Genomic DNA, 13,927 nt, shown 5'->3' with positions numbered 1-13,927 from the left:
GAAATCCTTTTTCACCTTTCACAAAAATGCTATGGATGGTTTTGTTTCTCAACACTATGAGAATGGAAGATAAATATTCTCTTCCATTCTTTTTTATAGCATCGTCCATATAGTTTGTATCAATAAAATCATACCTGCTGCTATTAAAAGAAGATAAATTAATGATTTAAATAGCTTTTGATTGAGCCTAGTAAACAAGATTTGTCCTAAAATAAGGCCGATGAAAACAATAGGCAAGGCATACAGACTATAAATCCAAACCAGTTTACTTGTGCCCTCAACAGTGACTTGAGATAGTAAACTAATAAGATAGATAAAAATATAATAGGCTAGTGAAATAGCTCTAATGGTTTCCTTATTTCGATGGGTGCTCGCAAAATACAGCAACAATGGCGGCCCTGCCATACCAATACTTGTTGTAAACATTCCTGAGATTAAACCAACGCCATAATCTCTACCACTTGTTTGTTGAATGGAGAGATTTTTCATCAAGAGAAACGTAAGACCTATTAAGAGGATGGCGATAATAAGTTTAAATGTCGTGACATCGACTAAGGCAAATAAAATACTGCCAAAAGGAGCGCCCACAACACTACCAATTATTATCTTCTTCAGCAAAGCGACATCAATATCATGCCTCACCTTCCAAATGAGAGAACATGAAATAACAAGGGACAGTACGATATTTATTTGCATTGCCTCTTGCGGAGAAAAAAGCAACAGTAAAAAAGGGGTGGCCATGATAGAAAAACCAAACCCCGTACTTGTTTGCAAAATGGAAGCTGTTAGTATAATAAAAAAGTACAAAAGTAATTCCTGCAAAACGACACCTCACATCATTTAGTACTATAGAGTGGTTATTGCATGTTGCTTAGCAATTAATTCCTTCAATAAGAAAGATAACACGCAAGCAATTAGTAAAAATAGAGCAATCATGGCGATCACACCTACCCAGCCATACTTCATCCAAAAAACACCACCTACTGTCCCGCCAACACTCGAACCAACATAATAAAAAAATAAATAAAGGGATGACGCTTGCGCTTTATCATGTGTTGCCCGTCTACTCACCCAGCCACTCGCGATAGAATGAGCTGCAAAAAAGCCAAAGGTAAACACCGTAATGCCGATAATTTTTAAAGTAAGGAGCCCATTGAGTGTTACTATGGCTCCTGCCAACATAATGGCAATGGCTAGTAATAACATTTGTTGGCGTCCGTAACGATCGGCTAGGCTACCAAACCATGCTGAACTAAATGTCCCTACTAGGTATATGACAAATATCCAGCCTACAATGGTCGCGCTCAAATTATAGGGAGGGGCCATTAATTGAAAGCCAATATAGTTATAAAGTGTGACAAAGCTTCCCATTAGAACAAATCCTATACCATATAGACACAACATAGAAGAGTCCTTCAGATGTTGCAACAGCGTTTTAGTTAATGCTTTTAATTGTAAAGGACGTGGGCTAAAATGCTTGGAGCTTGGCAGCATCCAGACAAACAACACACTGACAAAAAGGCTAATTCCTCCTAGCACCATCATCCCTATATGCCAGTTATAATGGTCCGTTAATGTTCCGATAATGACTCGTCCACTAAGCCCTCCCACAGAATTACCACTAATGTATAAGCCCATGGCAACACCTAAGCTTGCTGGTTCCATTTCCTCCCCCAAATAAGCCATGGCAATTGCCGGTAAACCTGCAAAAACGATGCCTTGTAGCACACGCAATCCTAAAATCATTTCAAAGTTAGGTGAAAACGCTAGTGCCACTGTCAATACAGAGGCTGCAAAAATAGAAATCGTCATCAATGATTTTCTTCCCCATGCCTCAGATAAAGAACTAACAATAATTAAACTCACTGCTAAGGCAAAGGTAGTGACAGAAAGAGATAAACTTGCTACAGCTGGCGAGACGTGAAACACATCTGCAAATGTCGGTAGTAATGGCTGCGTTATATAGAGATTTGCAAAAGTAATAAAGCCTGCCAAAAATAAGGCCCAGTTTGCTTTATGAAACGCTCTCGTGCCTTTTTGTATATATTCCATGACTCTCTCTCCTTCAGCTCTTCAACATACTACTATTATTCTAATACAATATTTCGTAAAACACACGATCCCTCCGTCAAATAATAGACAAATTCATCACCATTTTCACCAGGAAAAAGCAAATTTTAATTGACATTCAAAACACGCCAACTCTCTTTTTAAAAGCTATTTATAAAAAGGAATTTACTATTTTGACTTGGCAAATATTATGCTACAGTAAAGGTAATCATCTAGAACCATTGTCACAATGAATACAGATGACACAACCATTTTTCATTGACTAGACTTGGAGGAATTTTTATGAAAATTATTGAAGCTTTAGCCCTTGCAGCACCTTATATTCACCTTGCATTAAAGCAAGAAGCCATTGTAGCTGTTATTGAAAAGGATAGTGAAACAGTCATCAAGTATTTAGCGGGGAAACGTGTAGATTCAGGCTATCATGATGGACAAAAAGTAAATGCTAATGACCAAAATGTTTACATTGCCTTTAACGGACAAAATGCAGATGTGGTTATACCAAAGGATGTTTACGGCGTAGCAATCAATGCTTTTTCATTCCCCATTCGTGAAAATGGTCAAGTAGTAGGTGCCTTAGCATTTGGCCTACCAATAGATAATGAGCTTAAACTCGAAGATTATATGAGTACTATGGATAATATCGTCAATAGCCTACAAGATAAAGTCCACACAATCGCTTCCCATTCAGAGGAATTAGCGGCTACTAGTGAGGAAATAAATAAGCAGGCACAGCATGCCCTAGAAGATTCAGAAAAAACCAATGCCGTAACGGATTTAATCAAAAGCATTTCCCGCCAAACCAATTTACTTGGTTTAAATGCATCCATAGAGGCTGCTCGCGCTGGACAGCATGGTGCTGGCTTTAATATTGTGGCACAGGAAGTTCGAAAATTATCCTTTGAGACATCTAGTGCTACCGAAAATATAGAATCTTCCTTACGTAATATTAATAGAAATCTTGAAAACTTAAAGCAAAATATGGGACAAATCAATGATGCAACGAATGAGCAAGCACAGCTTGTACAGGATTTTAGCGAAATCATTGAAGAGCTGACTGTACTAAGCCGCGAAATGAAGGGCTTTATGCACGATGCATTAAAATAATTGGGAGGTCCACAAGATGCAAATAACCATTGACCAAGATCTATCTTTACGTACAATCACCTTGGAGGATGCAGAAAAGGTTTTTACCTTAACAGATGCCTCTAGAGAGTATCTAAAAGAATGGCTACCATGGTTGGATTACACGAAGAAAGTGGCAGACACGAAAGCTTATATTGAGGGCTGTATTAAAGGACATGAATCAAAAAGTAGTCTCTCCCTCGTTATTCTTTTTAACCATGAAATCGTCGGCATAGCTGGCTTTAATGCCATTAATCCGAATAATAACATTGGTACGATCGGCTATTGGCTAAGTGAAGGTGCTCAGGGACATGGCATTATGACAAAAACGGTAAAAGCCCTCTTACAATATGCCTTTGAAACATTGCAGCTGCATAAAGTGGAAATTCGTGTTGCTGAAGCCAATCACAAAAGCCGTGCAATACCCGAACGACTTGGCCTAATAAAAGAAGGTACGATTCGCTCAGCAGAATGGCTCTATGACCATTACGTGGATCATGTTGTATACGGCATGCTTGTAAGTGAATGGCAGCAACAAAAATAAAAGTAGCGTCCTGATGAATCAATTTGAGACTGCCCCTATATAAGACAGGGATCAAAAAGCATTATCCAATCAGTTGTCGGTACTGAATCGGCGACTGGTTGTTTAGTGTCGCTTGTATTCGGATATCATTATCAAAATTTATATAGTCTTTGACAGTTTGTTTGACGATTGCCGTCATAGTACGCTTTCAATTGTCTAAATAGAACGTTTCAGATTTTAATGTAGAAGAAACGATTTAATAAGGGTATTATCAGCAGATGATAATTTCCCCCATTTCTCTATAACCTTCTTTGCCGTTTAAATAGCGTAAAACGGCTCCCAATTTTTCCTCAGCAGTAAATTTATCCATAGAAAAACTGCACCTCTAATTGTAAGAGTGGATCTAACAATTGGGCGCAGTTCACTTTCGAATATGAGAATCAGCCAGATCAATCTCCCCTAATGGAACTCTTGCTGCATACCTATCACCGGTTTAGTTATCTATGCTTTTAACAATTCAACGGAAGAACGATCATTCTTCAAGTTTATGGTCTCCTCCGCTGATTTTGTTTTTTCTTTCGGCACATAGATCGAAACATGCAGAGTAAAATAATAGAAAATACTTACTTTACTATTTCCACAGCTCATAGCCGTTTTCCTTACGTGTGTAGGTATGCTCTGTAGACGCTTCTATGATGTGGCAATATGCCCAATGTGTTTTATTTAAATCCTTGTATTGCGGCGCGTCCGATGGAATATCGTTAAGTTCGATTTTGCGGTTTAACATGGTGTTTACAATTTTCACAACTTCCGCGCGGGTGATTGAACTTGCCGGTCTAAAGCTGCCGTCAGGATAGCCATTAATCCAACCCTTAGTATACGCGCTGTCAATATACTCTGCCGCCCAATGATTGATTGGCACATCATTGAACGAAGTGTTTTCGCTTGTTAACAGGTTATCAAATCTTGAGGCTATGGCTGCAAATTCCGCTCTTGTGATTGTCTGTCTAGGTTTGAACGTGCCATCCCCATACCCTTTCAGTATACCTTGACTTGCAAGGTAATTGACCGACTGTTCATACCATGTGCCGCCACCGACATCGCTGAACTTTCCACTTACAGCCGTATTCTTATTTTCGTCTTTTATCAGTCTGAAAAATATTGCTGCTGCTTCCGCTCTTGTGATTGAGCTTTCTGGCTTTACGCTGCCGTCAGGGTAGCCATTGATATACTTGATATGCTCACCGGTTTCAAGCTCAGGGATAGCGACTGTGTTCTTGTTATAGTAGAATACAACCTTGTTTTCACCTGATTTGATCGTTATCGTTTCCGTCCTTTTACTGCCTGCATCCAATTGATAACTCTCAATAGCCGGGGCGTTTATAGTTTCTGTGCTGCCAACTGTAATACTTGAACTTTTACTATAAATAATTTCCCCGGTTTGCTTGTCTATGCCTTGAACTAGTAATGTCGCCGTAGGTGTACCACTGCCATCGCCACTACCATTACCGCTACCACTACCACTACCACTACCACCTCCACCTTTACTTATCCATTTTGCGTATAACGTAATGTTGTCGGTAACAGTATCTATAGCAAAGTCCCATGCATTGGTTAGGGAATCTTCTTTATACCAACCGCTGAATGTATAGCCACTTTTGGTCGGTAACGTTGGCTCGGTTATAAGGCTACCTAGGGGTATATCCGTTTTTTCTGCCACTACAGAACCACCGTTGGAATTAAAGGTTACCGTATAAAGTGACTTTGTCAAATATTTAAATTCTACACCTGCAATACTGCTTACCGCTTCAGTAGCAGTACTCATATGATAACCTGCTGGGTAGATTACAAGGGATTCATCATTAAAAATACTGCCTCCGTTTCCCCAAAAACGCGCTACCCCCTTATTAGTAATTAAAGCAGGCTCCAAAATTAACGGATTGGCTAGTTTGATAGCTACAAGGCTTGCACCACCTGTTGTTTGGGCGTAAAAAACGCCTCCCGATATAGTGCCGATTTTTGCAGGAGAAGTGCTGCTTGATGTAGTTGAATTGATTGCATAGAACCCACCAGTGAAAATGCCGCCTGAAATCAAGTTTACTGTGGTTTCGTTTAGAAAAGCTTCCCCAGATGCGCTAACGGTGGTAAATTTGCCCCCACTGATGAGCTTGATAATAGCATTTGGATTATTCGACGCATAGTTCCAAAGGGCAAGAGAATCTCCAGTGATTTCTGTGCCACTGCCGATTTCATTAATCGTGCCAACATTCAGAAGACCAATGTTCGTTGAAGTGATAACGGCATTGTTAATGGTACCAATAGTACCGCCAATATCATTTTGGAGGCCAGATTGTCCACCTGAAAAAGTTCCTCCGCTTATCGTGTTAATATAAGCGCCGGCCTCGATCAGCAGAACACCTATCTCTCCATCGAAAGTTCCGCCGGATATTTCATCGATACCTGACGGATAGTCCAATGCTACAATGTCAACTCCTCTTCCTTCTTTATTAGTAGTAAGTCCAGTATACGCACAAATAAATCTCCCACCGCTGATTTCCCCAATTTTTCCACCTCGAATTAGGCGAAGAGCGGAAATCTCATGTTCCGCAAAAAAATCACCGTTGGAAATCTCACCAATTTGTGCCTTACCGTCCACCTGAACATTTGCCCACCTATCTGGAGCAGCAGCCAAATTTTTGAAAGTGCCACCCGAAATTAGATTGACTTTTGTACCTTCGTCATACATATATAACGAGTGCATTTTACCAATGATAGTTCCGCCACTGATTTCCTCCAGTGTAGCACCATTCGTCATCGAAATGGCGATTGATCCGGAAGATTCCAAATGTCCGCCAGTTATTTTTCCGGACGCCTTCGGATCGTATAAATCCAGTACCATATTCCCAGTGCCAGTTGCTAAAAGCTTTGCTCCGTTGTTTACTACAATATTGCCATTTGCAACAGATATAAGTGTTCTCTGAGAACCCGTAAGCGTAAGTACTTCAGTATCCGAGCCTCCACCCAAAGTCAAATCAAAGCCATTCTGGACCCAAAAACTAGCATTAATACCCAATGTAATTTTGTAATTTCCTCCACTAGCTATTAGCGTAATATCTTTCATAATTGAAATTGTCGTTGACATCGTTATATCTTCTGTTACAGCAATCGTATCATTGTTCTGGGCTGCATTTATCGCTCCCTGCAGCGTGGCATAGGTTGCGCCATCCGCTCTAGGAGCAGTATCGTTGGAAACTGTACTGGGTGATACAAACAGGGTAACTTCGCTATCCGCATTTGCCGACAACATAAACTGTGGCATGAGTGAAAAAAACATTGTCAGAAATAACAGCAGTGAAATCATTCGCTTATTGGCTATTCCTTTTACAGTACCCGTTATTCTTTTAAAATAATTCATTTTTTCATTACCTCCAATTTGTTACTAACTTCCTTCTGGACAACTTTAAATTTGGATTAGTATTACTTTTGTGATGTATTCTGTTAACAAAAAGATCGCATAAGTATGTGTTAATATGCTTCTCCCCCCAGCCGCACCAGTTCCTTTGCCTACATATCTTTTTATTTGAGTTGCGATAAATATAATTATCGCAACTTAAAAAGCTTGCAAAACCCTTCTAAGAAGGAGCTTTGCAAGCTTTGAAGTTTTTTTGACGATTTGTTCAAATAATGAAATAATTGTAGGGTTTACTATGCCCATTATAGTTTATTATAAAACTAGTAGTTGCGATAATTATATTTATCGCAACTATGTTGTAAATTGTAATACTTGCTGATATACTCTTGTCAAAGTCAAAAAGGAGTATATTATTTTTATGTTATTAAACAAGCTAAAGGGTGGTTTGCCTAAATTCATTAAACATTTAACATACAATGAATACGCAAAAAATAGTATCAGAAGCTATCAAAAAGATATTTTGAAATTGATTGATTTTTTAGAGGGAAAAGATGGGAAACTGCAAAAGGAATATTTAATAGAGTATAAAAAATCAATGGAAATAAGGCTGAAACCTTCAAGCGTCAACCGTAGCATTGCGGCGGTCAATAAATTTTTAAAATTTATGGAGATGGATGATTTCACCCTGAAGGCTCTGAGAATTCAAGAACAGACCACCGCTCAACATGAGCTTACCCAAAAGGAATTTGACAAGTTGATTGAAAGCGCCTTCACGAATAAAAAGACGAAAACTGCGATGATTATGCTAACGCTTGCCTACACAGGAATACGCATAGGGGAACTGCAGTTTATCACCGTTGAGGCTATCAAGAGCGGTAAGGTTCTTATTAACAATAAAGGAACTGTACGCACGATTGTCATACATAAGGATTTACAAGGTCATTTATCCTTATATTGCAAGGAAAAAAATGTGAAAAGCGGTATTGTTTTTACGGGCAGTAAAGGCAGCCCTATAAGCCGTTCCTATATTGCACGTGCAATGAAAGAAGTAGCAGAGAAATGCGGAGTTGATCCAGCAATGGTTTTCCCCCACAATCTGCGGCACTACTTCGCCCGAAGCTTTTTAGACTGTGGCAATCCACTGTCGGATTTAGCGGATATTTTAGGACATAAAAGCATTGACACCACAAGACGTTATTTGAAAACCAGTGCCGAAACGAAACAAAAGCAGTTGGCAAAGCTGAAAATCATCCCGAACTGGCAAAAAAATTACGGGTTTCCTCAGAAAAAAATAATGTGACAACTATGTAAAACTAAATATGAAACGTAATTAGCGCAATTTGAAAGGATTGGGCTTTTTTGCATAAAAATGTGGGTGTGGTGCTCCCAGTCAAGTAGACAGTGAAAATAAAAAATTCTTTATGAGTGTTGATCCTTAAATTCTATTAAATTTTCTTGGTAGCATTCATTGTTGTAAAACGAAATATTTGTCTCAATGTTATTTCTTTAGAGTAGGTTTCTATTGGTTTAATTGCTCAGACCCCTTCTCCAAAATAAAGATCATTATTTTGCCAATCTTTTTTGTATCTTGGTGTACATCTAAATTTTTTGCTACTTCATTTAATGTGTAATGCTCCTCCTGCTAGAATGATATAATGGCTAACTGTTTCTTCAGTGAAAGAATATTTTGTCATAAAAAAATCCCCATTAGATAAACAGATTTTATTTTTTAATCTGTCTACCTAATAGGGAACCTATCACAATTGGAAATGCCATTTTTCTTTGGGTAAATATATTTTTATTAGGATTGTTCTACAGTTTCTTTTGTTTCTACTGCTTCAACAGGTGCTTGCTTTTTTTCCAAACCTAGGGCAATTTGCTCTAATTCTGGACGCAAAGTGTGCTTACCAGCATAGCTTTCGATCAGTTCCTTCACATCGATACCAGAAGTTTCTTTTAATGTTTCTTGTAGTGTAGACATTAAATTAGTTGCATAAGACGTAACCTTATTTGCTCCACTGCCTTCGCCACCACCAGTATCGACCACTGTAATTTTATCGATATTACCAAGAGGACTCGCAAGCTCTTTTGCATATTCTGGCATCATACGCACTACCATATCCAGCACAGCTGCTTGACCATAGTATTCAAAGGCTTCGGCAATTTTACGTTTAGCCTCAGCTTCTGCAAGACCTCGTAGGCGAATAATATCTGCTTCTGTCTCACCTTGCGCTCTTTCGGCATCTGCTTTGGCAAGACCATCCAAACGAATTTTCTCCGCCTCTGCTTTCGCTAACGATTCAATACGATATTTTTCCGCATCTGCCTGCGCTAGCTCTCGCATTTTTTCGGCAGCGGCATTTTGTTCCACTGCATAACGATCCGCATCAGCCTTTTTCTTCACTTCAGAGTCATATTGCTTCTCACGACGTAAAATCTCTTTTTCTTCTAATTCAATTTGCTTTTGACGCTCAATAATGCGAATTTGCATTTCTTGCTCCGTCACTTCCTGCTTAGCACGAGCTGTTTCAAGCTCATAGGCTTGGTCAGCACGGGCTTTTGCAATATCCTGCTCACGACGGAACTCAGCTACCTTTAATTGATTTTCCTTTTCCGCTTCCGCAATTTCTGTCGCACGTTCTAGCTCTGCCTTTTGTGCTTCCTTAGAGGCTTCTGCACGTTTGATACGCGTTTCTTTCTCTGCATCTGCCGTCGCAATATCTGCATCTCGTTTTACCTGTGCAATTCTTGGTTTACCAAGTGAATCTAAATAGCCATTTTTATCTCGTACATCTTTGATCGTGAAGGATACGATCACAAGACCCATCTTAGCTAAATCCTGAGAAGCAACACGTTGAACTTCCTGTGAGAATTTATCACGGTTTTTGTAAATCTCCTCCACCGTCATGGAGCCTAAAATCGAACGTAAATGGCCTTCTAAAACTTCGCGTGCTTCCGCTTCACGCTCCGTTTTTTGCTTTCCTAAAAACTGCTCTGCTGCTGTTGCAATTTCAGAAATAGAGCCGCCAATTTTAATAATGGCTGTACCATCAGCCATAACAGGTACACCTTGTTCTGTATAAACTTCAGGCGTTGTTACCTCTAATTTACTAGATAGTAAACTTAATGGCTGTGCTTGCTGGAAAATAGGGAATACAAATGTACCGCCCCCACGAATTATTTTAATGCGATTCCCCGACTCATCTTTATGTACATTTTTTGAGCCGAGATAGCTACCTGTCACAATCAGTGCTTCATCAGGACCCGCCGTACGATACTTTGTCACATATAAGCCGACTAGGGCGATTAATACAAATGCTACAATTCCTAAAACAATTAAAATATCGGTTGACATAGATAGATCTCTCCTTTATACAAATTTTTTCTCATACGTTCTGACAAAAAGTGTACCATCCTTCACATCTACAACAAGCACGGTCTCATCATAGTCAATGGCTTCATTATCATAGCCTGTTGCCCGTTTCGAAATCATACCACTTGTCGTTTCGATAACAACCTCACCAAAACCATTTACAGGAATTGGTACAATGACTTTTCCCAATTGCCCCCCTAGTGATTCCTCCGTATAAGCCAATGAAACATCAGCTGATCGCAGCGGAACAAGGACGAATAAATAAAACAAAGTACTTAAAATAACGCCGATGATACATGCAGCAATAATGTTCCAAACGCTAGAGAACCAGGCTAGTTTTTCTAAAATAAATCCTGCTGCTGACATCAACGTAATGAAAGATAGAATGACACTCGGATTAAAAATGGGCAGTCCTTCACCAATACCTTCGACAGCATCACCAAAAAACATAACGAGTATTGTGGCAAGACCAGCAAAAATCAAAACAACCAAAAAGATTTGTTCGAGTGAATAGCCAAATAGCGTCAAGTTGCTCACCCCTTTCATCATATTACCTACTATACGGATATACCCCCGGAAAAGTTTCGAAATTTTTCGCATTTTTCAAACAAAAATGGAGCAAGTCACCAGTTTCTTTAAATTTAGGGCAGTAAAAGTACTAATTGATCAATCGTTAATATTTCTTTCATCAACAAGTGTATTGAGTATTTTATGTAGAAATTGATTGGAACGAAGAGCGGTGACTCCTACTGGAAAATCGAGGTCCTAGGCTTCGCTTTGCTTCCTGTTCGAAAGCAAAGCGAAGCGAGGAAAGCAGTTTGCCCCTCTCGTGGAAATCAATGACTTAGCTCTATTTCATTGTAAAAGAAAAAAGACGTTAGACAATTCAATTTTTTGAGCTTGTCTAACGTCTGAGCAGAGCATAGTTGATCTATACTCCGCAATAATATTATGTATACTATCATCATTTATTTTATGTTACTTTTTGATTGAGAAACCCAACACTATGACTTGCGATTACTAATAAATATCTAATACATCTATTTTTTCTAGTAAACTGTCTATAATTCTCTGTGCCTCCCATTCTAAATGATCCATTTCCATTGAAATATGTAAATTTAAATCACCCATTTCTTGATAAGCCAAAGCCATAGCATGACTATCAATTTTCAAAGAGGGTGTTCTTTGGTTTTTTACTAAGTTCATTTAACTCATTCCCTTCATTAAATGAATAGAATCTTGTTTTTTATAACTACCAACAATTTTAGTTGTCTCTATTTTTCATCATCTGATTCACTATTTAATGCAAGTTGAGTTTGTTCAGCTTTTTGGATCTCCATAAATGTCCATTCAATAAGTTTAATTGAATTCATTAACTCTACCTGGAGTCTCTTACATTTATTTATACATTCATTTAAATTATTTTCACTTTCAAACGCTCTACCCTGATTGATAATGCGAAGAACTTTTCCAAAATGGCTCATCATTTCTTTTATTTCACCTAAAACAATTTTCTCCATATATACATCCCTCCTCCAGCAACTCTACTTATTTAATACATAACCTCTCAACTCTTACCCCTACACTGAATAATCCACTTTAAACAATTACTTGGATTAACATTTTTCTTTTTTGATATGTAAACGATTGCTAATGCTTCGGCATCTACCATATTAATTCTACCTTTTGATGTTTCAATTATTTCAGAGGCAAACTCTTTCACAACATATTTGTCCATCTAAACACCCCATTTTTTGCATTAATCTATCTATTAGAAAGCTGTGACACCACTACTTTATGTACTCAGTTCATTCTTTCTAAAATTTTATGATTTGGATAATTTATTTTTAAATAATCTTTAAGACTCTCCAAACTTGTAATCTGGTTATTGATTATAGATTTTCTTTGAAACCCATTATATAGATAAATAGTACTCTGGAATTCCGCAACACAAAAAATATTATCTTTATTATCATCTAACTGAACTAAACTATCGTAGTGGATTTCCATTTCTTGTGATTTTTTATAAATAAATTTTGTATCACCTATCTCCTTAATAAGTTCAACCTCATCATCATTAAATTTATCCATAAGAATTAAACTAGAAAGAGAACTATCCATACATTCACACATTAAAGCATTTCCTCCCTCGTCATTTAACACTACATTCGAAATGCTGCCATAGAAATTATTCATTAATTCAAAAGAAATATCACTATCTTTATAAATAACAAGCTCTACTATTGCAGTTGTCTCCTTATTATTCATTTAAATCCCTCCTTATTGCGAAGATTAAACAATTATATTGTTTTTATATTAACACGAACAGACGTTCGTTTTCAAGCGAATTACTTGAGAATATTTACAAATTTTAGCCAACAAATACTTTTTAGCAAATAAAAAAACTGGTATTCACCAGTTCTATAACTCAATATGGAAAAAACCGTAATTTGTTTTAATAAAATCAAAATCAAGCTTATGTTGGAGGATGGAATAACTAACATACTTACTATCTTTATTTACGTATCCTGTATCATATTTACTAGCAACTTTCTCTAAAACGTCCTTATTAAGTACTTTTACCTCCTGATGTTTGAGCAATTCCCATATGTACCACATCATCCCCGAGGTTTGAATTGTACTTGCTATCAAATTACCATTGTCAAAAACAGATTTTGCTAAATCCAAAGCTCTATTTCCGAATGAAGCCTTCAGCTGTATATCTTCGCCCTTAGCATTTGCTTTTTTAAATATATACGTACTATCTGAAAAATATTTTTGCCCTTGCTTTGGTTGTGCACTTGTTGAGGATACTTTATCTAACCTTTCTAACCTCCAGTATAAATCTTCGGATATTTCAATTGTTCTAGTATAGCCCTTATTATTTAGTAATTTTACTTGACATTCTCCATTTCCAAGCTTTAAATCATCCATTTTTAAATTTAAAATCTCACTATAGCCCTCTCCTTTAATCCCCTCAAATAAGCAGAGAAGAAATACTGCATGTCTTTGGTCATCAAATAATTGCAGATTGCTTAATAATTGCTCTCTTGTATATCGAACTATAGATGCTTTAAAGATAAATTTACTACAATATTCCATATCAATAATACTTGGTAGTCTTTGTGATCGATTATCTGTATAGCCATTCATTATAGCCCAATCTATATATCTCCCAATAAAACCGATAGATGCACTAATTGATTGTGGACTTGGTGATTTTAAACTGTAAAATAACTCTTCTAATTCTACTTTATTCATATCAAATATATCTTTATTTTTTTGATTTTCTAGCAATGTTGCTTTATTAAATAGCGATAAATAAGTAGTAAGGCTGTTTTCCTGTACATCTAATGATTGCAAATACCATTCCTTAATATCTTTATTTAATACATTTTCTTTCAGCACCTTGTACACCTCATTT

General features: G+C 37.5%; 13 protein-coding genes and 1 pseudogene. 3 read left to right on the top strand and 11 right to left on the bottom strand.

Annotation, left to right across the window (positions count from 1 at the left end):
* Positions 1–93 precede the first annotated feature (93 nt).
* Positions 94–822 carry a sulfite exporter TauE/SafE family protein gene (locus AC6BKE_RS14595; RefSeq protein ID WP_271912735.1) on the bottom strand — a complete coding sequence of 243 codons (729 nt, stop codon included), beginning with the start codon at positions 820–822 and terminating at the stop codon, positions 94–96.
* A 24-nt stretch (positions 823–846) separates the two neighbouring features.
* The gene (locus AC6BKE_RS14590; protein ID WP_499857088.1) at positions 847–2,052 is read right to left on the bottom strand and encodes an MFS transporter; all 1,206 of its coding nucleotides are present in this window, start codon (positions 2,050–2,052) and stop codon (positions 847–849) included.
* 300 nt (positions 2,053–2,352) lie between these two features.
* Between AC6BKE_RS14590 and AC6BKE_RS14585 the strand changes: the two genes are divergently transcribed.
* Both AC6BKE_RS14585 and AC6BKE_RS14580 read left to right on the top strand, forming a co-directional pair.
* Positions 2,353–3,177 carry a methyl-accepting chemotaxis protein gene (locus tag AC6BKE_RS14585; RefSeq protein ID WP_036126881.1) on the top strand — a complete coding sequence of 275 codons (825 nt, stop codon included), beginning with the start codon at positions 2,353–2,355 and terminating at the stop codon, positions 3,175–3,177.
* 16 nt (positions 3,178–3,193) lie between these two features.
* Complete coding sequence (locus tag AC6BKE_RS14580; RefSeq protein ID WP_499857085.1) at positions 3,194–3,739, top strand: GNAT family N-acetyltransferase; 546 nt, start codon at positions 3,194–3,196, stop codon at positions 3,737–3,739.
* A 61-nt stretch (positions 3,740–3,800) separates the two neighbouring features.
* On the opposite strand, the pseudogene AC6BKE_RS14575 reads toward AC6BKE_RS14580, so the two are convergent.
* Together AC6BKE_RS14575 and AC6BKE_RS14570 are read right to left on the bottom strand one after the other, a co-directional pair.
* Positions 3,801–4,006 (bottom strand): annotated as a pseudogene (locus AC6BKE_RS14575) (IS3 family transposase); the annotation flags it as partial.
* A 343-nt stretch (positions 4,007–4,349) separates the two neighbouring features.
* Positions 4,350–7,133, bottom strand: a complete 2,784-nt coding sequence (locus AC6BKE_RS14570) for an S-layer homology domain-containing protein (RefSeq protein ID WP_499857083.1) — start codon at positions 7,131–7,133, stop codon at positions 4,350–4,352.
* A 415-nt stretch (positions 7,134–7,548) separates the two neighbouring features.
* On the opposite strand from AC6BKE_RS14570, the gene AC6BKE_RS14565 reads away from it, so the two are divergent.
* The gene (locus tag AC6BKE_RS14565) at positions 7,549–8,430 is read left to right on the top strand and encodes a tyrosine-type recombinase/integrase (RefSeq protein ID WP_342504005.1); all 882 of its coding nucleotides are present in this window, start codon (positions 7,549–7,551) and stop codon (positions 8,428–8,430) included.
* 501 nt (positions 8,431–8,931) lie between these two features.
* Here the strand turns inward: AC6BKE_RS14565 and floT are convergent.
* The 7 genes from floT to AC6BKE_RS14530 all read right to left on the bottom strand — a co-directional run bounded on the left by floT (position 8,932) and on the right by AC6BKE_RS14530 (position 13,911).
* Positions 8,932–10,485 carry a flotillin lipid rafts scaffold protein FloT gene (gene floT, locus AC6BKE_RS14560; RefSeq protein ID WP_058844285.1) on the bottom strand — a complete coding sequence of 518 codons (1,554 nt, stop codon included), beginning with the start codon at positions 10,483–10,485 and terminating at the stop codon, positions 8,932–8,934.
* Between the two features lie 15 nt (positions 10,486–10,500).
* On the bottom strand, positions 10,501–11,031 hold the full coding sequence (locus tag AC6BKE_RS14555) for an NfeD family membrane protein (RefSeq protein ID WP_082673732.1): 531 nt from the start codon (positions 11,029–11,031) through the stop codon (positions 10,501–10,503).
* A gap of 492 nt (positions 11,032–11,523) precedes the next feature.
* Positions 11,524–11,709 carry a hypothetical protein gene (locus AC6BKE_RS14550; RefSeq protein ID WP_499857082.1) on the bottom strand — a complete coding sequence of 62 codons (186 nt, stop codon included), beginning with the start codon at positions 11,707–11,709 and terminating at the stop codon, positions 11,524–11,526.
* Positions 11,710–11,777: 68 nt separating this feature from the next.
* Positions 11,778–12,023, bottom strand: a complete 246-nt coding sequence (locus tag AC6BKE_RS14545) for a hypothetical protein (protein WP_499857081.1) — start codon at positions 12,021–12,023, stop codon at positions 11,778–11,780.
* Positions 12,024–12,070: 47 nt separating this feature from the next.
* Complete coding sequence (locus AC6BKE_RS14540; protein WP_499857079.1) at positions 12,071–12,241, bottom strand: hypothetical protein; 171 nt, start codon at positions 12,239–12,241, stop codon at positions 12,071–12,073.
* 65 nt (positions 12,242–12,306) lie between these two features.
* Positions 12,307–12,771: a hypothetical protein gene (locus tag AC6BKE_RS14535; protein WP_499857078.1), complete on the bottom strand. Its 465-nt coding sequence runs from the start codon at positions 12,769–12,771 to the stop codon at positions 12,307–12,309.
* 153 nt (positions 12,772–12,924) lie between these two features.
* The gene (locus AC6BKE_RS14530) at positions 12,925–13,911 is read right to left on the bottom strand and encodes a phage lytic cycle repressor MrpR family protein (RefSeq protein ID WP_141904040.1); all 987 of its coding nucleotides are present in this window, start codon (positions 13,909–13,911) and stop codon (positions 12,925–12,927) included.
* Positions 13,912–13,927 lie beyond the last annotated feature (16 nt).

Source organism: Lysinibacillus sp. COL-1, from assembly GCF_059814265.1.
This window is presented reverse-complemented; position numbering and strand designations above follow the sequence as displayed.

Excerpts from the sequence above, each read along its gene's own strand:
- AC6BKE_RS14535 (WP_499857078.1), bottom strand. The coding sequence starts at position 12,771 with ATGAATAATAAGGAGACAACTGCAATAGTAGAGCTTGTTATTTATAAA.
- floT (WP_058844285.1), bottom strand. The coding sequence starts at position 10,485 with ATGTCAACCGATATTTTAATTGTTTTAGGAATTGTAGCATTTGTATTA.
- AC6BKE_RS14545 (WP_499857081.1), bottom strand. The coding sequence starts at position 12,023 with ATGGAGAAAATTGTTTTAGGTGAAATAAAAGAAATGATGAGCCATTTT.
- AC6BKE_RS14540 (WP_499857079.1), bottom strand. The coding sequence starts at position 12,241 with ATGGACAAATATGTTGTGAAAGAGTTTGCCTCTGAAATAATTGAAACA.
- AC6BKE_RS14565 (WP_342504005.1), top strand. The coding sequence starts at position 7,549 with ATGTTATTAAACAAGCTAAAGGGTGGTTTGCCTAAATTCATTAAACAT.
- AC6BKE_RS14570 (WP_499857083.1), bottom strand. The coding sequence starts at position 7,133 with ATGAATTATTTTAAAAGAATAACGGGTACTGTAAAAGGAATAGCCAAT.
- AC6BKE_RS14585 (WP_036126881.1), top strand. The coding sequence starts at position 2,353 with ATGAAAATTATTGAAGCTTTAGCCCTTGCAGCACCTTATATTCACCTT.
- AC6BKE_RS14580 (WP_499857085.1), top strand. The coding sequence starts at position 3,194 with ATGCAAATAACCATTGACCAAGATCTATCTTTACGTACAATCACCTTG.
- AC6BKE_RS14590 (WP_499857088.1), bottom strand. The coding sequence starts at position 2,052 with ATGGAATATATACAAAAAGGCACGAGAGCGTTTCATAAAGCAAACTGG.
- AC6BKE_RS14550 (WP_499857082.1), bottom strand. The coding sequence starts at position 11,709 with ATGAACTTAGTAAAAAACCAAAGAACACCCTCTTTGAAAATTGATAGT.